At 66.4% G+C, this 16,700-nt stretch carries 16 protein-coding genes; 7 read left to right on the top strand and 9 right to left on the bottom strand.

Annotated features, from left to right (window positions below):
- The 7 genes from ACIGJB_RS23740 to ACIGJB_RS23710 all read right to left on the bottom strand — a co-directional run bounded on the left by ACIGJB_RS23740 (nucleotide 1) and on the right by ACIGJB_RS23710 (nucleotide 7,238).
- Nucleotides 1-1,053, bottom strand: a complete 1,053-nt coding sequence (locus ACIGJB_RS23740; RefSeq protein WP_483711794.1) for a bifunctional UDP-4-keto-pentose/UDP-xylose synthase — start codon at nucleotides 1,051-1,053, stop codon at nucleotides 1-3.
- Nucleotides 1,050-1,982, bottom strand: coding sequence for a formyltransferase (locus ACIGJB_RS23735; protein WP_483734647.1), 933 nt, complete (start codon nucleotides 1,980-1,982; stop codon nucleotides 1,050-1,052). The genes ACIGJB_RS23740 and ACIGJB_RS23735 overlap by 4 nt, the downstream gene beginning before the upstream one ends.
- Complete coding sequence (locus ACIGJB_RS23730) at nucleotides 1,982-2,959, bottom strand: glycosyltransferase (RefSeq protein ID WP_483732436.1); 978 nt, start codon at nucleotides 2,957-2,959, stop codon at nucleotides 1,982-1,984. Before ACIGJB_RS23730 ends, ACIGJB_RS23735 begins: the two co-directional genes overlap by 1 nt.
- The gene (locus ACIGJB_RS23725) at nucleotides 2,938-4,113 is read right to left on the bottom strand and encodes a DegT/DnrJ/EryC1/StrS family aminotransferase (RefSeq protein WP_483732435.1); all 1,176 of its coding nucleotides are present in this window, start codon (nucleotides 4,111-4,113) and stop codon (nucleotides 2,938-2,940) included. The genes ACIGJB_RS23730 and ACIGJB_RS23725 overlap by 22 nt, the downstream gene beginning before the upstream one ends.
- A 43-nt stretch (nucleotides 4,114-4,156) precedes the next feature.
- Nucleotides 4,157-4,528: a DMT family transporter gene (locus ACIGJB_RS23720; protein ID WP_483732434.1), complete on the bottom strand. Its 372-nt coding sequence runs from the start codon at nucleotides 4,526-4,528 to the stop codon at nucleotides 4,157-4,159.
- A 10-nt stretch (nucleotides 4,529-4,538) separates the two neighbouring features.
- The gene (locus ACIGJB_RS23715) at nucleotides 4,539-6,260 is read right to left on the bottom strand and encodes a glycosyltransferase family 39 protein (protein WP_483732433.1); all 1,722 of its coding nucleotides are present in this window, start codon (nucleotides 6,258-6,260) and stop codon (nucleotides 4,539-4,541) included.
- Between the two features lie 417 nt (nucleotides 6,261-6,677).
- The gene (locus ACIGJB_RS23710) at nucleotides 6,678-7,238 is read right to left on the bottom strand and encodes an HdeD family acid-resistance protein (protein ID WP_483732432.1); all 561 of its coding nucleotides are present in this window, start codon (nucleotides 7,236-7,238) and stop codon (nucleotides 6,678-6,680) included.
- A 219-nt stretch (nucleotides 7,239-7,457) separates the two neighbouring features.
- Here ACIGJB_RS23710 and ACIGJB_RS23705 point away from each other — a divergent pair, with 219 nt between their 5' ends.
- Entirely contained in the window at nucleotides 7,458-8,210 is a 753-nt protein-coding gene (locus tag ACIGJB_RS23705; RefSeq protein WP_483732431.1) for a hypothetical protein, read from the top strand.
- A 77-nt stretch (nucleotides 8,211-8,287) separates the two neighbouring features.
- Here the strand turns inward: ACIGJB_RS23705 and ACIGJB_RS23700 are convergent, their stop codons facing one another.
- On the bottom strand, nucleotides 8,288-8,590 hold the full coding sequence (locus ACIGJB_RS23700) for an amino acid ABC transporter permease (RefSeq protein WP_483732430.1): 303 nt from the start codon (nucleotides 8,588-8,590) through the stop codon (nucleotides 8,288-8,290).
- 193 nt (nucleotides 8,591-8,783) lie between these two features.
- Entirely contained in the window at nucleotides 8,784-9,701 is a 918-nt protein-coding gene (locus tag ACIGJB_RS23695) for an amino acid ABC transporter substrate-binding protein (RefSeq protein ID WP_483732429.1), read from the bottom strand.
- Between the two features lie 255 nt (nucleotides 9,702-9,956).
- Here ACIGJB_RS23695 and ACIGJB_RS23690 point away from each other — a divergent pair, with 255 nt between their 5' ends.
- The 6 genes from ACIGJB_RS23690 to ACIGJB_RS23665 all read left to right on the top strand — a co-directional run bounded on the left by ACIGJB_RS23690 (nucleotide 9,957) and on the right by ACIGJB_RS23665 (nucleotide 16,693).
- Nucleotides 9,957-11,048, top strand: a complete 1,092-nt coding sequence (locus ACIGJB_RS23690; protein ID WP_483732428.1) for an acyltransferase family protein — start codon at nucleotides 9,957-9,959, stop codon at nucleotides 11,046-11,048.
- 273 nt (nucleotides 11,049-11,321) lie between these two features.
- Nucleotides 11,322-12,560, top strand: a complete 1,239-nt coding sequence (locus tag ACIGJB_RS23685; RefSeq protein WP_483734646.1) for a GTP cyclohydrolase II — start codon at nucleotides 11,322-11,324, stop codon at nucleotides 12,558-12,560.
- Nucleotides 12,557-13,861, top strand: a complete 1,305-nt coding sequence (locus tag ACIGJB_RS23680; protein ID WP_483732427.1) for a URC4/urg3 family protein — start codon at nucleotides 12,557-12,559, stop codon at nucleotides 13,859-13,861. Before ACIGJB_RS23685 ends, ACIGJB_RS23680 begins: the two co-directional genes overlap by 4 nt.
- A gap of 106 nt (nucleotides 13,862-13,967) precedes the next feature.
- Nucleotides 13,968-14,657 (top strand): uracil phosphoribosyltransferase, encoded by a 690-nt coding sequence (gene upp, locus ACIGJB_RS23675; protein WP_483711784.1) that lies wholly within the window; start codon nucleotides 13,968-13,970, stop codon nucleotides 14,655-14,657.
- Nucleotides 14,657-15,358, top strand: a complete 702-nt coding sequence (locus tag ACIGJB_RS23670; protein WP_483732426.1) for a TetR family transcriptional regulator C-terminal domain-containing protein — start codon at nucleotides 14,657-14,659, stop codon at nucleotides 15,356-15,358. The genes upp and ACIGJB_RS23670 overlap by 1 nt, the downstream gene beginning before the upstream one ends.
- A 36-nt stretch (nucleotides 15,359-15,394) precedes the next feature.
- Nucleotides 15,395-16,693, top strand: a complete 1,299-nt coding sequence (locus ACIGJB_RS23665; RefSeq protein WP_483732425.1) for an amidohydrolase family protein — start codon at nucleotides 15,395-15,397, stop codon at nucleotides 16,691-16,693.
- The last annotated feature ends 7 nt before the right edge of the window (nucleotides 16,694-16,700 follow it).

Below are 16,700 nucleotides of genomic sequence, written 5' to 3'. Positions count from 1 at the left end.
TCAGTTGGCGCCGTCGACCAGGGTGCGCGCTTCCACCACCTTGTCGCGGTACGCTTCGAAGATCCGGCGCAGCGCCTGCTCCATCGTCACCTCGGGCTTCCAGCCCAGTTCCTGCATGGTGTTGTCGATCTTCGGCACGCGGTGCTGCACGTCCTGGTAGCCCTTGCCGTAGAAGTCGCCCGACGAGGTCTCGACGATCTGCGTCTTGCGCGCCTCTTCGGCGTACTCCGGGTAGTCGGCGGCCATCTTCAGCATCATCTCGGCCAGTTCGCGCACCGAGTGGATGTTGGACGGATTGCCGATGTTGAAGATCTTGCCGCTGGCGACGCCGTCCTTGTTCTCGATGATGTGCATCAGCGCCGAAATACCGTCCGAGATATCGGCAAACGCGCGCTGCTGCGCACCGCCGTCAACGAGCTTGATCGGCTCGCCACGCACGATATGACCCAGGAACTGCGTGACCACGCGCGAGGAGCCTTCCTTCGATTCGAAGATCGAATCGAGCCCGGCGCCGATCCAGTTGAACGGGCGGAACAGCGTGTAGTTCAGGCCCTGCTCCATGCCGTAGGCGTGGATGACGCGGTCCATCAGCTGCTTGGAGCAGGCGTAGATCCAGCGCGGCTTGTTGATCGGGCCGTAGATCAGCGGCGAGGCTTCCGGGTCGAACTCCTCGTCCGCGCACATCCCGTAGACCTCGGAGGTCGACGGGAACACCAGGTGCTTGCCGTACTTGACGGCGCTGCGCACGATCGGCAGGTTGGCTTCGAAGTCGAGTTCGAACACGCGCAGCGGGTTGCGCACGTAGGTGGCCGGCGTGGCGATGGCCACCAGCGGCAGGATCACGTCGCACTTGCGGATGTTGTACTCGATCCACTCCTTGTTGATGGTGATGTCACCCTCGAAGAAGTGCATGCGCGGATGATTGACCAGGTCGCCCAGGCGATCGGACGACATGTCCATGCCGTAGACCTCCCACGACGTGGTTTCCAGGATGCGGCGCGTCAGGTGGTGGCCGATGAAGCCGTTGACGCCAAGAATCAGGACCTTTTTCATCGGTTTTCCTCGTTGGATGGTTCGGTAAGAATGGTGGCCAGCGACGCAGCAGTGACCGGCTTGGATGCGGCGTCGAGCAGGGTATCAATGCGCACCTGGCCGCCGTCGCCGCACAGGCCGACGATCTGGCCCTGGCTGACGTGCAGGCCGGGACGCCAGCCGGTCGGCAGCGTCGGCGCGGACATCGGCAGGCGCGCCTGCGCCACGACGAAGCGCTGGCCGGCAAGTTCGGTGAACGCGCCCGGGTAGGGCGGCGCCACTGCGCGGATCAGGTTGTAGACCTCGGCCGCGGGGCGGTTCCAGTCGATGCGGCCGTCTTCAGGCCGGCGGCCCGAGAAGTAGCTGCCTTCGGCCAGCACGTTGGGCAGCTGCGGCGTTTTGCCCGCCATCATGGCAGGCAATGCGCGCCAGAGCGTTTGCTCGGCGGCCACGGTGACCTTCTCGAAGACCTCGCCGGCCGTGTCGTCCGGCAGGATCGGCACGGAGGTCTGGTCGACGATGTAGCCCGCGTCGGGCTTGGCTTCCATCGCGTGCAGCGTGGCGCCGGTCTCGGTCTCGCCGTGCAGCACCGCCCAGTTGACCGGCACGCGGCCGCGGTACTTCGGCAGCAGCGAGCCATGCATGTTGAATGCGCCTTGCGGGGCCAGCGCCAGCACGCTGGCCGGGATCATCGAGCGGTAGTAGAACGAGAAGATGACATCGGGCCTGGCGTCGCGCACGGCCTGTGCGATGGCCGGGTCGGTCGGGTCCTCGCCGTACTGGAACGGGATGCCCAGTTCCGCCGCCGTATCGGCCACGCGGCGGAACCAGATGTTCTCGTCGGCGCGGTCGCGATGCGTGATGACCAGCGCCACCTCCACGCCGCGCGCATGCAGCACGCGCAGGCAGCGGTCGCCGACGTTGTGGTAGCCAAAGACAACCGCGCGCATCATGCCTCCGTCCGTTGGCGGGCCGGGTCAGCCTCGAGCACGGCCTTGATGCGGTAGCGCGGCCGGTCGCGCACTTCCTGGTAGATGCGGCCCACGTATTCGCCCAGCAGGCCCAGGCCGAACAGCAGGATACCGATCAGGAAGAAGTTCATGGCGAACAGGGTGAACACACCCTGCACTTCCGAGCCGAACAGGAACCGGCGGATCAGCAGCACCACGAACAGCACGCCGGACAGCAGCGACAGCACCGTGCCGATGGCCGAGAACCACTGCAGCGGCACGATCGAGAAGCCGGTGACCAGGTCGAAGTTCAGGCGGATCAGCTGGTACAGCGAGTACTTGGACTCGCCGGCGTGGCGCTGCTCGTGGCCGACCTCGATTTCCACCGGGGTCGACGCGAAGGTGTAGGCCAGCGCGGGAATGAAGGTGTTGACCTCGCGGCACGCATTGATGGTGTCCACCACGTTGCGGTCATAGGCGCGCAGCATGCAGCCCTGGTCCGTCATGCGGATGCGGGTGATGCGCTCGCGCAGCCGGTTCATGGCGCGCGACGCATAGCGGCGGAAGGCCGTGTCGTTGCGCTGGCGGCGGATGGTGCCCACGTAATCGTGGCCTTCGCGCATGGTCTGCACGAGGCGCGGGATTTCCTCCGGCGGGTTCTGCAGGTCGGCGTCCAGCGTGATGACGATCTTGCCGCGCGTGTGTTCGAAGCCGGCCAGGATGGCCATGTGCTGGCCGAAGTTGCCGTTGAACAGCACCACCCGGGTCACGTCCGGGCGCTTGTGGAACTGCGCGGCCAGCATCGCCGCGGAGCGGTCGGCGCTGCCGTCATTGATGAAAATGATCTCGTACGAGTCGCCAAGGCTGTCGAGCACCGGATACAGGCGGTCGAACAGGGCCTGCAGCCCGTCCTCTTCGTTGTAGACCGGAATGACGACCGAAACCTCGACCGGACTCATTTGGAGAGACGTTTGCATGTTTCGCTAAGAGTTGCGCAGACCCGTTCCACATCGGCGGCCTGCATGGCGGGGAAGAGCGGCAGCGTGACGATGCCGCGCCCGATGCGCTCGGCGTGCGGCAGCATGCCTTCGCGCCAGCCAAGGGAACGGTAGTAGGTGAAAAGATGAATCGGAGGATAGTGCACGCCGGTGCCGATACCGCGCTCGCGCAGGGCCTGCATGACGTTCTGGCGCGCTTGGGGCGCACCGCCTTCCAGGCGTTCGGTGGGCAACACCACCTGGAACATGTGCCAGTTGGTGGTGGCCTGATGCGGATCGAGCGGCACCGGCAGTTCGATGCCGAGTTCGGCCAAACCGGCATCGGCCGCGCAACGGAAATAGGTCTCGGCCAGTTCCGCGCGGCGCGCGGTGATGGCATCGAGCTTGCCGAGCTGCGCGAGGCCGATCGCGGCGTTCACGTCGGTCAGGTTGAACTTGCCGCCGGGTTCCTCCACGTCCATGCCGTCCATGCCGGAGCGGATCACGCCCTGCAGGCGCAGGCGCTCGGCGCGCACGGCTTCTTCCGGCGTGTTCATCACCAGGCAGCCGCCTTCGACGCTGGTGATGTTCTTGTTGGCCTGGAAGCTGAAGCTGACCAGGTCGCCGAAGGCGCCGATGCGCTGGCCTTGCCAGCGCGAATCGATGGCCTGCGCGGCGTCTTCGATCACGCGCAGCTTGTGCTTGCCCGCGATGGCGTAGAGCCGGTCCATGTCGACCGGCAAGCCTGACAGGTACACCGGCATGATGGCGCGCGTGCGCGGCGTGATGGCCGCTTCCACGGCGTCCAGGTCGATATTGCGCGTGCGCGGGTCGATGTCGACGAACACGGGCTTCGCGCCGACCGCCAGCACCACGTTGGCGGTGGCGACCCACGTGATCGGCGTGGTGATGACCTCATCGCCCGGTCCGATGTCCGCGATGCGCAGCGCGATCTCCATCGTCGCCGAACCATTGGCGAAGGTGCGCACGGGACGCCCGCCGAAGAGCTGGGACAGCGCGTCCTCGAACGCCTGCATCTTCGGGCCGGAGGTGATCCAACCGGAGGCCAGCACCTTGCCGACTTCGGCAATGGTGCCGGCGTCGATCTCGGGCCGGACGAAGGGAAGGAATTCGGAAGCGGCGGTAGCGGTCATCGGATAGCTTGCCAGTAGAGATTCAGCTTGGTTGGACGCCGGATCACGAGCGCGCGATCAGGAATACGCCGGCCAGGATCAGCAGGATGCCGCACACGCGCAGCGGGCCGATCATCTCGCCGAACAGCCAGTACGCGGCCAGCGCGTTCACCACATAGCCGAGCGAGAGCATCGGGTAGGCGATCGACACGTCCACGCGCGACAGCCCCACGATCCACACGCCCACGCTGACGACATAAAGCGTCAGGCCGGCCAGCACGGGCCACTGGGTCAGCACGCGCAGGGCGGTCATCAGCAGGGTGCTGCGCTCGATGGTGATGGCGCCGACGGCGTTGACGCCGGCTTTGAGCAGCAACTGCGCGGCGGCATTGAGCAGCACGCCGGTCAAGATAAAGGCAAAAGTCGATAGCGTCATGGCGCCCGGTTCAGTCCTTGGAGGGTTGCAGCCGGGCCTGTGCCGGCAGCGGGAAATTGGCAACGACGATGCGGCGCTTGTCCTCGGCGATCGTGTTCATGGGCACGCCGCGTGCGGTGAGGTCCCTGAACGTGTCGGCCGACATGATGGCGATGGCGTGGGGGCCTTGCTTCCAGCGCTCGACAAAGGCATCGACGGTCGGAATCCATTTCTGCGGTTCCCGGCCGACGCCAAACTCCAGCTCGTCGGGGTGCTCGACAAGGATGGTAGTCCGGCGCAGGTAAAACGGCAGCGTGTGGTCCAGCAGGCGCACGCTGTAGATCGGCATGTCGGGGGTCAACACCGCGTTGATCGCCGGCACCATGTCGGCGCCCGAAGCCGGGCGGCCCATGGCTTCATGCCCGCGGAAGGCCAGCGTCGCGCACAGGAACATGGCCACAGCATAGGCGACGATGCTTGGGAACACGCCGCGCGAGCGCACCAGGTGCCGTGCGAGCAACGTGCCCGCCAACATGCAGGCAAAGGCAAGGCCGATCCACAGCGCGAATTCGCGGTAGACCACGTTGGGCGTGCTGGGCTTGTCCAGGGTTGCCACATAAGGGGTGGCCAGCAAGCCAAGCACCGCCAGCACCAGCATGAAATTCACCTGCCGCAGCCACGAGCGTTCCGTGGCGGTGTCGAGCGCCACGCCGGCCAGGATGCCCAGCGCCGGGAAGATCGGCACGATATAGCCCGGCAGCTTCGAGCCCGACAGGCTGAAGAAGACGAAGATGGCAATGGCCCAGACGGCAGCCAGCATCGCCGGCTGGAATGGCCGCGGGGCGCTGCCGCGCGCCACGCCGGCGCGTTCGCGCACGGCCTGCCACATGCCCGGAAAGGCGCCCAGCCACGGCAGGAATCCGGCGACCAGCAGCGGCACGAAGTACCACAGCGGGCCCTTGCGCGAATGCACGGTCGAGGTATAGCGCTGCCAGTGCTCGTGGATAAAGAAGAAATTCAGGAATTCGGGGTTGCGCTCGGACACCAGCCAGAACCAGGGCACGGTGACCACCAGCATCAGCACGATGCCCGCCACCAGATGCAGGCGGCGCCACAGGCCGAAGTCGCGCGTGACGAGCGTGTAGACCACGAGCACCAGTCCCGGCAGCGCAATGCCGACCAGGCCCTTGGTCAGGATAGCCACGCCCATGGCGACCCAGCAGGCCAGCATCCAGTTGCGGCGCGCGGCCGGCGTGGCCTCCGGGTGCTGAGCCAGCAGCATGAAGGCGAGCACGCAGGCCATGGCGCCCGACAGCGTCATGTCGAGCGAATTGAAATGCGCGGCCACGTTCCACATCGGCGCGGCAACCAGCACCAGGCCGGTCAGCAGGGCCGCGCGCACGCCAAACCAGCGATGCGCGGCGAGCATGGAAACCAGCAGCCCGAGGGCGCCGGACAGCGCCACGCACAGCCGCGCCTGCCAGTCGCCAATCCCGAACAGCGAATAGGACAGCGCGGTCACCCAGAGATGGAAGGGCGGCTTTTCGAAATACTTGAGCGCCTGGTAGCGGATCGTGACCCAGTCGCTGGTGGCAAACATCTCCCTGGCAATTTCGGCGTAGCGGCCCTCGTCCGAGCGCAGCAGGTGGCGCATGTCGAGCGTGCCGAACCAGACCAGCAGGATGCCGAGGCTGATCGCGGCGATCACGCCAACTGACAGCCCGGCATAGCGCGCGGTCGATGAACTACGCATAGAACTCCCTGGAATGATCGACGGATAATGGCTTGCGTCGCGTGGCGCGACAGGCGAAGCCGACCGTTGCGGCCCCTGCGCTTGGCTGGCATCAGCGGTCGGCGCGGGCTCTGCATTCAGTCGCTTCCTTACTACGGTTGGTCCGGTCGAGGATCGCTCCGCCATACAGGCCTGTTGCAGGAGGCCAGGCATGGCGGGAAGTCGTCACAACGCTTGCGGGCGCCCACCGGTGGACAAGGGCCGGCAACAGGCCTCGTTTTCCGGATCAGATTGTGACGCAAGCGTATCTTGTTCGCGGTGCTCGTACCGTCCCTCTCGCGGGCGGCAATGGTAGCACGGGTGAGGGACCCATCCGCCTTCCGGAGCTATCCTGGGGCGCAAGCGACGGGAGACGGAACGCAGACCGGTCCTGTGCTGTCAGGCTGGCTGTGCAATGGGTGTGCGCCGGGCACTGCGTAAGCGGAGCGCCACCCCAAGGAGCAGGATGCCGCACACAATGGCCCACGAGCCGATCATCCAGAGTACGGCGAGCGCCCCGGCCAAGGGCCGCCACAGCACCAGGAATGCGAACGCGATGCTGACCACCCCGGTCAGGATCAGGGACCATTCGTTCGGGATCTCCTTGCGCAGGCGCACGGCCGCAACCATCTGCAGCACGCCCGTGGCCAAGGTCCACGCGGCAATATAGATCAGCAGGGACAACGCAGTAATAGTTGGGCTCAGCCAGGTGAGCGCGCCGACGCCGAGGCCGAGCAGGCCCTGCAGCGCCAGGATCCAGCGGTCGCTGCTCTCGCGGTGCTTGCCGGAGATCGCCATCAGCAGGGCCATCAGTCCGTCGGCTGCCACAAACGCGCCAAAGATGACGATCAGCGCTGCCAGCGTGGCGATGGGGGCGAAGAACGCGCAGATGCCGAAAATGAGCGCCAGCAGACCGCGAAGTGCAATCACCCACCATAATTTCGCGTAGTACTGAAGCATGGAATTCTCCTGCAAGGTACCGGAACGCCGGGCAGCCCCCTCAGGAACCGGACGGGACAGGCGGCAAGACCATTCTAGACAGGGAATCATGTGAAGACAAAGGCGCAACAGCTTCGGCGAAAGGGCGCTGCGGTGGCACTGGCGCTACTGTTGCCCGGTTACGCCTGGTCGCAGGAACGACCCGAATCCCATCAGGTCGCCCCGGCACCGCACGCTTCCTTGCCACCATCGCCCGGCGCCGCGCTCTGCGACGCGCCGTGGTTCCGCTCGGGTTCGCACGTGCAGATGGAGGGGGACGGCGCGCTGCCGATGTCGATCACCATGACCTTGCGCGACGTCGGGCGCAGTGCCTCGGGGTGCCACGCCCAACTCGAGATCAACTCGAAATCGGCCATGTCAGCGCTGATGGGCCCGCCGGTCGTCATGGACCAGGTGCATCAGCTCAATATTGACCGGCGCACGCCTGCCGACCAGACCAGCATTGAAAGCCAGCACGCCGTCATCAACGCGCGGGCGCGCTACGCGCGCATGTTTGGCGAGGCGGCGTTCAAAGGCCGTGGCGTGTTCAACTATGCCGGCATGAACCTGCGCGAAGGGGCCACGCTCGAAGGCGAGACGTTCGAATCGAGCCTGTCGCTCAAGGTCTATCCGCTCGGCTCCGACGAGGTGGTCAGCACCATGCACGTGCCGCACGCCTCCATCCATATCAGTTCGCGCCAGGTTGGCCGCCGGCAGATGATCAATACCGTCATGGGCCGCAAGGAATGCTTGCCGGTCACCTATGACAAGCGCACGTCCCTGGGGCCGCTGCTGGTGGGGGAGGAAGTCGTGCAGGTCGAACCCACGGTCATGCATATCACCGACTGGTACTGTCCGGCCGAGGCCTTCGTGTTGCGTACCGAAGTCATGCAGGACGGCAAGGTGCAGCGCATCGACGTGACGGCGATGGAGCAGGATACGCAGGCGCCGTAGCCTTTCCTGGCAGCATCACCCCCAGATGCAAAAAGCCCGCGCAAATGCACGGGCTTTATTGCGTGGCTGACCGGGTATCAGCTGGCCGGTGCCGCCGGAGCCGCCTTCTTCTTGGCCTTGGTCTTGGACTTCTTGGCCGGCTTCTTGGCGTCCGGCGCCGCAGCGTCGGTCAGGTCGCTGCGCGTGCTCTTGTTGGCGCCCTGGCTGTACGGATCAAACTTGTCACCGGACTTGGCGCCCTCGGTGTACGGGTCGAATTTCTGGCCGGACTTGGCGCCCTGCGTATACGGGTCGAACTTCTTGCCACCCGTTTGCGCCTGGGCGGCCACGGCAGCCGTGCCCAATGCGAGCACGATGGCAGTCGCAACGAACTTGTTCATGATTTCTCCTGAGTCCTGCCTGGGTTATGCCACCCCGTTGGGCGGTTTTTCTCGGTTGCCTCTCTGGCGGGGACAACCGGATTCAGTGTCGCCAAGCTATCGCCACGCTGTCAACTTGGTACCTACCCGGCGGTAAGCACTCATGGAAACCATGGATTGCCGTATCCGCGCACCTGCGCCTGATACGACGGCGTCACTCCGTGGTGGTGTCGGACGGGTGCTTCCATGCCTCCCGCACCTGGTTCGACGGGGCCAGGGCCAGGTTGATGTTGCGGCTGCCGATGGGCTGCTGGAACCAGCGCTTCTGCAGCGACGCGATGCCGGGACCAGCGAACGTGGTGGCCAGGGTCTGGTCGACGAACTGTTTCCACTCCGGATCGGCCTTCGACATCATCAGTGCGTTCTGCTCGGTGGAAAGCGCGGGGCCGACGATCACCCACTGAGCCGGGTCCTTGGCGCGTGCGCGCAGGCCGGCAAGCAGGACGTCGTCCATCACGAAGGCTTGCGCGCGACCCGATTCCAGCAGCAGGAACGATTCGCCATGGTCCTTCGCGTAGATGTCGCGGTAACCGTATTGTTGCTTCATGTGCCGCACATGGCGGTCGCCAGTCGAACCCGCGCTGGTGACCACGGTCTTGCCGCGCAGGTCATCGAAGGATTTGATGCCCGAGTCGGCCCGCACCAGCATGCGCACGGTCGAGACGTAATGCGACACGCTGAACGCGACCTGCTTCTGCCGCTCCAGCGAGTTGGTATTGGGGGCGCAGTCCAGGTCCACCAGGCCATTGACCATCGCGGGGAAGCGGTTCTGCGGCGTGAGCGGCATCCAGCGTACCTTCAGGTCCTTCAGCCCCAGCTTCTGGCGGGTTGCTTCGGCTACGCGCAGGCACAGGTCGACCGCATAGCCGGCCGGCTTGCCCTTGTCATCGGCGAACGAGAACGGCAGGGCGGACTCGCGATAGCCGAGCACGATGGTGCCGCTGTCGCGGATCTTGTCCAGGACCGGGCTTTCGGCGCGGGCGCCAAGTGGGGCGAGTGTGGCCAGCGACAGCAGCAGGGCGGCCAAGGGACGGAACAGCTTGCGAGGAGCGAACGAGCGGGCGAACAACATAGGGTGCGGGGAAGGCGTAGTCACGCCAGTTGCAGCAAAACCGGAAGGGTATACCCGCACTCTCGCCGGTGGAACGACAACTTTTTCATAAGCAAATGCTTCGCCGTTAAGACATTGGACTTCGCCATTCCGAAAAAGGCACACGCCGGTGATTTGTGTAACGATTACTCAGATTGTGACAAATAAGGCGCAAACGGATGCCGGGAAGGCGGTAAAATCGCGCCCATCGCATTTGTAACGTTCTTATAACAATCAATGAGCCCCCGTCCTTCGCGCCTCGCGTGCATTGACGCCCTCAAGGCCGTCAGCTCGCAACTGATCGTGCTCCATCACCTGGCGTTCTACGGTCCCATGTCCGACTCGGCCTATTCGCTGGCGCCGGATGTCTTTGACTGGCTGTCGCAATACGCCCGCATCGCGGTGCAGGTTTTCCTGGTGGTGAGCGGTTTTCTGGCGGCACGCAGCCTCGCGCCGCAGGGCAGGCTGGTGATACGGCAGCATCCGTTGACCGCGGTCTGGCGCCGCTACCAGAAGCTGGTCACGCCGTATGCGGCGGCGATCCTGGTCAGCATTGCGGGGGCTGCCATCGCGCGGACGTGGATGGTCCATGACTCGATCCCCGCGCCGCCGCACCTGATGCAGTTCCTTGCCCATGTGCTGCTGCTCCATAACGTGCTGGATGTCGATGCCCTGTCGGCGGGCGTCTGGTATGTGGCGATCGACCTGCAGCTGTTCGCGCTGCTGGTGACGGCGCTGTGGCTGGCGCGCACCGTCTCGGGCCGGGGCGCCCAGGCGGGCGTGGTCGTGGTGTCGGCGCTGGCGGTGGCCTCGTTGTTCTGGTTCAACCGCGATGCCGGGTGGGATATCTGGGCGGTGTATTTCTTCGGTGCCTATGGCATGGGCACGCTGGCGTACTGGGCTTCCAATTCCGAGCGATCGGCCATTCCGCTGCTGTTGCTGGGGGCGCTCGGGCTCGCGGCACTGATCGTCGATTTCCGGCTGCGGATCGCGGTGGCGCTGGCCACGGCTTTGCTGCTGGCCGTGGCCAGGCGCGGCGGCTGGCTTGAAAGCTGGCCGCGCGCGGCGGTGGTGGGCTTTTTTGGCCGGATCTCCTATTCGGTGTTCCTGGTGCATTTCCCGGTCTGCCTGATTGTGAACGCGGTGGTTTCCCACCTGGCGCCGGGCAACCCGGTGCTCAACGCGCTGGGCATGCTGTTCGCCTGGCTGGCGAGCAACGTTGCCGGAACCTTGTTTCACCGCTATGTAGAAAGCGCCAGTCCGTTCGCCGCGCTGCGTGCGCTCGTGCCGGGCGGCCGCCGTGGCGCGCCGAAGGAATCGACGACCTGACCCTGTCGCCGGATCGCCGCGCTTCCCGCGCGGACCGCAACGGAAATCAGCGGCACGTAGCCACCCCGGCACGTGCCGCTTGTTCGTGGTGCGTGCGCGCCGCGCACGGCGATGCCGTTTGATCGTCCATGGTGCGGCCGGAGACCGTTGCCCGCGTGCGACGGCCCACGCAAGGGATGGCAACGGGCATTGGGGATGGCATGGAGATTGCCTAGTATGGAAGCGTAAACCTGACCGTTTGGTCAGGATTCCATCATGGAATCGAGGGCTGTCATGTCCGACCATATCGTCCTGACTTCACACGCGCGCCGCGACAAACCGGCCGAGCCGATTCACTGGGGGGCGCCGACGGCAGCGGAACGCGGGCCGGTGATTGCCAGCCTGACGGACCCCGAGCGGCGCAATGTGATCGGCACGCATTCGGGCGCCTATGCCATCTACCGGGCGCTGGCAGTGGCGTCGGGCCGCCTGCAGCGCGACCACCGGCCGGACCTGACCGATACCGCGCCGGCCGAGGCGATCGGCCCGCACCCGCAGTGGGCGGACGCGGACAAGATTGTTTCGCTCGACCCGTGGGGCCACCTCGTTTCCAGCGCCTTTGCCGACCGTATCGCCGCGGGCGTGGACATCCGCCCGACCATCGCCGTGACGCGCGCGCACATCAACATGCCGGAGCTGGCCTCGGCGATTGCGGCGGGGCGGCTCAGGCCCGATGGCGACATTCTCCATGCCAATGGCGACGTGAAGGTCACCAAGGCGGCGGTGGATCCGGTCTGGTACCTGCCCGGGCTGGCGCGCCGTTTCGATATCAAGGAATCCGTGCTGCGGCGCAGCCTGTTCGAGCAGACCAGCGGCATGTTCCCGGAGCTGGTGACGCGGCCCGACCTGAAGGTCTTCCTGCCGCCGATCGGCGGCATGACGCTCTATTTCTTCGGCGATATCGCCAAGCTCGGCAAGCCCGACACCCACGTGGCCTGCCGCGTGCATGACGAGTGCAACGGCTCGGACGTGTTCGGCTCCGACATCTGCACGTGCCGCCCCTACCTCGCGCATGGCATTGAAGTCTGCATCGACATGGCCCAGCAAGGGGGCGTAGGCTTGGTGGTCTATAACCGGAAGGAAGGACGCGCGCTGGGCGAGGTGACCAAGTTCCTGGTCTATAACGCCCGCAAGCGCCAGGTCGGCGGCGACCGCGCCGAGACCTACTTCGCGCGCACCGAGTGCGTGGCCGGCGTGCAGGACATGCGCTTCCAGGAACTGATGCCGGATGTCTTCCACTGGCTCGGTATCCGGCGCATCGACCGCTGGGCGTCGATGAGCAATATGAAGCACGGTGCGCTGGTGGCCCAGGGCATCGAAGTGGTCGAGCAGGTGGCCATACCTGAAGCACTGATCCCGGCGGATGCACGCGTGGAAATAGACGCCAAGGTGGCGGCCGGCTATTTCACGCACTACACGCCGCCTGACGCCAACGAACTCGCCCTGGCAAAGGGCAGGGGGTTGAACGAATGAGCACGTATCCCGAAGCGGACCGGCCGGACGGATCGACCGACGGCCATGGCAGCGGCTGGTACAGTCCGGTGCCCGCGGGACATCCGGCTGCAGCACTGCTTTGTGCCGAAGCGGTCCGCACGCATTGCGCGGCCGTTACCGAGCACGTGGCGGCCGGCCAGTCCGAATTGTTCACCTGGCATCCCGATCGGGTCCATGCGATTGCGGACTATGTCGCCAGCACCATCCGCCAGCGCTATCCGGACCTGCGCGTGCCGTACCACAGCCGCTGGCGCCACTTTGAAAGCGGCGGCTCCGGCGAGCGGCTCGACCGCTGGCAGATCCTGTGCGAGCGGGCCGCGCTGAGCGGCCCCGAGCACCGCGAGGACCGCGCCCGGATCGGCATCGACCTGGTCATTCCCAGCGTGCTGCTGGATGCCGGTGCCGGCCCCGACTGGCGCTACCGCGATCCGGCCAGCGACCTGATCCTGACCCGCTCGGAAGGGCTCGGCGTGGCGAGCTTCGACCTGTTCGCGCGCGGCGGCTTTTCGGCCGAGCCGGGCGATCCGCTGCGCGCCGATGCCGAGCGGCTGATGCGCATCGACGCGTCGACCATCGCGACGGCCTTCCAGGTTGCACAGCACAATCCGCTGGTAGGCCTGGAGGGGCGCGCCGGGTTGCTGCGCCGCCTGGGCGAAGTCATGCAGGCCACGCCAGCGGTGTTCGGCTCGCCGGCGCGCCTGGGCAACCTGTTCGACTACCTGAAGGCCAATGCGGTCGATGACCGCATCGAGGCGAGCTTCATCCTGAAGACGCTGCTGGTGGCGCTCGGTCCGGTCTGGCCGGGGCGGGTGGTGCTGGAGGGGGTCTCGCTCGGCGATACCTGGCGGCACCCGGCCGCCCCCGGCGGGCTGGTGCCGTTCCACAAGCTGACCCAGTGGCTGACGTATTCGCTGCTGGAGCCGCTCGAGGACGCCGGCCTGATTGTCACGGGGCTGGAATCCCTGACCGGGCTGCCCGAGTACCGCAACGGCGGCCTGCTGTTCGACTTCGAACTGATGGTGCCGCGCGACCCGGGATTCGCAGCCGTGGCGCACGAGGTGCAGGAGCCGGTCATCGTCGAATGGCGCGCGCTCACGGTGACGGGGCTGGATCTTGTGGCCGATGGGGTGCGCCAGGCGCTCGGACTGACCGAGGCGGCGTTCCCGCTGGCGCGCGTGCTCGAAGGCGGCACCTGGGCCGCGGGACGGCGCATTGCCGCCAAGCGCAGGCCCGGCGGGCCGCCGCCCTTCGCGATCCTCAGCGACGGCACCGTGTTCTGAGCGCCGTGGTTACGCCGTAGCGCTTGCCCGCCGGCCGATGCCGCCGGCGGTGCAATCCCTGATTCCCCGCGATTCCCCGCCAGTCCGATTGCATAGGAGCGTCATCATGAACGACGTGTCTGCCGTCCCCGTGGCACCGGCCGAAGCCGCCAACGCCCCCGCCGTCACCGCCCCCGTACTGGTGGTGGACCACCCGCTGGTCCAGCACAAGGTCACGCTGGCGCGCAGCGAGGAAACCACGACGGACAACTTCCGCCGGCTCGTGCGCGAGATCAGCCAGCTCCTGACCTACGAGGCGACGCGCGACCTGCCGATGGAAACGATCGCCATCAAGACACCGATCGGCCCCACGCGGTCGCCGGTGCTGGCGGGCAAGAAGCTTTGCCTGGTGTCGATCCTGCGCGCGGGCAACGGTTTCCTGGATGGCATGCTCGAGCTGCTGCCCGCCGCGCGCGTGGGCCATATCGGCCTGTACCGCGACCCGGAAACGCTGGAGCCCGTCGAGTACTACTTCAAGATGCCCGAGGATATCCAGGAGCGGATCGTGATCGTGGTGGATCCGATGCTGGCCACCGGCAATTCGGCCATCGCGGCGCTGAACCGGCTCAAGGAGAGCGGCGTGACCATGCTCAAGTACGTCTGCCTGATTGCGTCGCGCCCGGGGCTGAACGCGCTGCAGGCCGCGCATCCGGACGTTGCCATCGTCACCGCGGCCATCGATGAGGAGCTGAACGAGCACGGCTATATCGTGCCCGGCCTTGGCGATGCCGGGGACCGCCTCTACGGCACGCGGTGATGGACGGGCCCGCGACGGCCACGGCGCGACGCCTGCCGCTGGCGCGCGAAGCAAGCGGCGGGCGCATCCGGCAGGAGAACGAGGCCATGATCCTGCGCGCAGCCGAGCACGTGTTCGCACGTGCCGGATTCGCGGGGGCCACCATGGCGGAGATCGCCGTGCGCGCCGGCGTGCCCAAATCCAACCTGCACTACTACTTCCGCACCAAGCAGGCGCTGTATCGCGCGGTACTGGCGCACACGCTGCAATTGTGGCTGTCCGAGACCGAAGCCATCCGCGCCGAGCTGCCGCCGCAGGTGGCGCTGGAAGCGTACATCCGCGCGAAGATGCGGCTGTCCGCCAGCCATCCCGATGCATCGCGCGTGTTCGCCAATGAATTGCTGCACGGCGCGCCGGAGATCGGCGAAGTGTTGCGCCATGCGCTGCGCGAACTCGTGGCGCACAAGGCCGCGGTCATCCGCCAGTGGATCGCCAATGGGCAGATGGCCAGCGTGGATCCGCAGCACCTGTTCTTCACCATCTGGGCGGCGACCCAGACCTACGCCGATTTCGAATCGCAGATTTGCGCGGTGCTGGGTGTGAGCCAGCTGGGCCGGCGCGATTTCGAGCTGGCCACCGAGCATCTGGTGACGCTGCTCTTGCGCGGTTGCGGGCTGGGGCCCGTGGCCGCGCCGCTTGTCCGGGACGTTCCCACACTGTAGCTGTAGGACTCAAAACGAGGGGGAGAGAACCATCCTATGCTGGAACTGATCCTGCGCCACTGCACGCTGCCTGACGGGCGCCATGACATCGATATCGGCGTCGACAACGGCCGCATCGTCGCGGTGGAACCGGCGCTCGCCGCGCAGGCCGCCACCGAGATCGATGCCGCGGGGCAGCTCGTGACGCCGCCGTTTGTCGATGCGCATTTCCATATGGATTCCACGCTGTCCTACGGGCTGCCGCGCGTGAACCAGTCCGGCACCTTGCTCGAAGGCATTGCGCTGTGGGGCGAGCTGAAGCCGCTGCTGACGCAGGAGGCGCTGGTCGAGCGCGCGCTGGCGTACTGCGACTGGGCGGTGGCCAAGGGGCTGCTGGCGATCCGTTCGCATGTCGATGTGTGCGACCCGCGCCTGCTTGCCGTGGAGGCGCTGTTGCACGTGCGCGAGCGCGTGCGTCCCTATCTCGATCTCCAGCTCGTGGCGTTCCCGCAGGATGGCGTGCTGCGCGCGCCGGGCGCGCTCGACAACCTGCGCCGCGCGCTCGACATGGGCGTGGAGGTGGTCGGCGGCATTCCGCATTTCGAGCGGACCATGGCGGACGGCGCGGCATCGGTGCGCGTGCTGTGCGAGTTGGCCGCCGAACGCGGCCTGCGCGTCGACATGCATTGCGACGAGAGCGACGACCCGATGTCGCGCCATATCGAAGCCCTCGCCAGCGAGACCGTGCGGCTGGGCCTGCATGGACGCGTCGCCGGCTCGCACCTGACGTCGATGCATTCGATGGACAACTACTATGTGTCCAAGCTTCTGCCGCTGATGCGCGAGGCGGGCGTCGCCGCGATCGCCAACCCGCTGATCAACATCACCTTGCAGGGCCGGCACGACACCTACCCGAAGCGGCGTGGCATGACGCGCGTGCCCGAATTGCTGGCGGCGGGCGTGCCGGTCGCGTTCGGGCATGACTGCGTGATGGACCCGTGGTACAGCCTGGGCAGCGCCGACATGCTCGAGGTCGCCCACATGGGCCTGCATGTGGGCCAGATGACCGGGCAGGAGGCCATGCGCAGCTGCTTTGCCGCCGTGACGACCACGCCGGCGCAGATACTAGGCCTCGATGGCTACGGTCTTGCGCCCGGTTGTCGCGCGGACCTTGTCCTGCTGCAGGCGCGCCATCCTGTCGAGGCCATCCGCTTGCGCGCGACGCGCCTGCTGGTCGTGCGCGGCGGCAAGACCGTGGCCAGCACGCCGCCGGCCACGGCGACGCTGCATCTGCCAGATCGACCGCCGCAGGTGGACTTCGTCGCCGGGCGCAGCGAGGCGGCGCGCGGTTGCTGACAGGCAT

It is taken from the genome of Cupriavidus sp. C2SS-8b (assembly GCF_057073745.1).
Note: the sequence above shows the minus strand (reverse complement) of the source record. Positions and strands in the feature narration are given on the sequence as shown.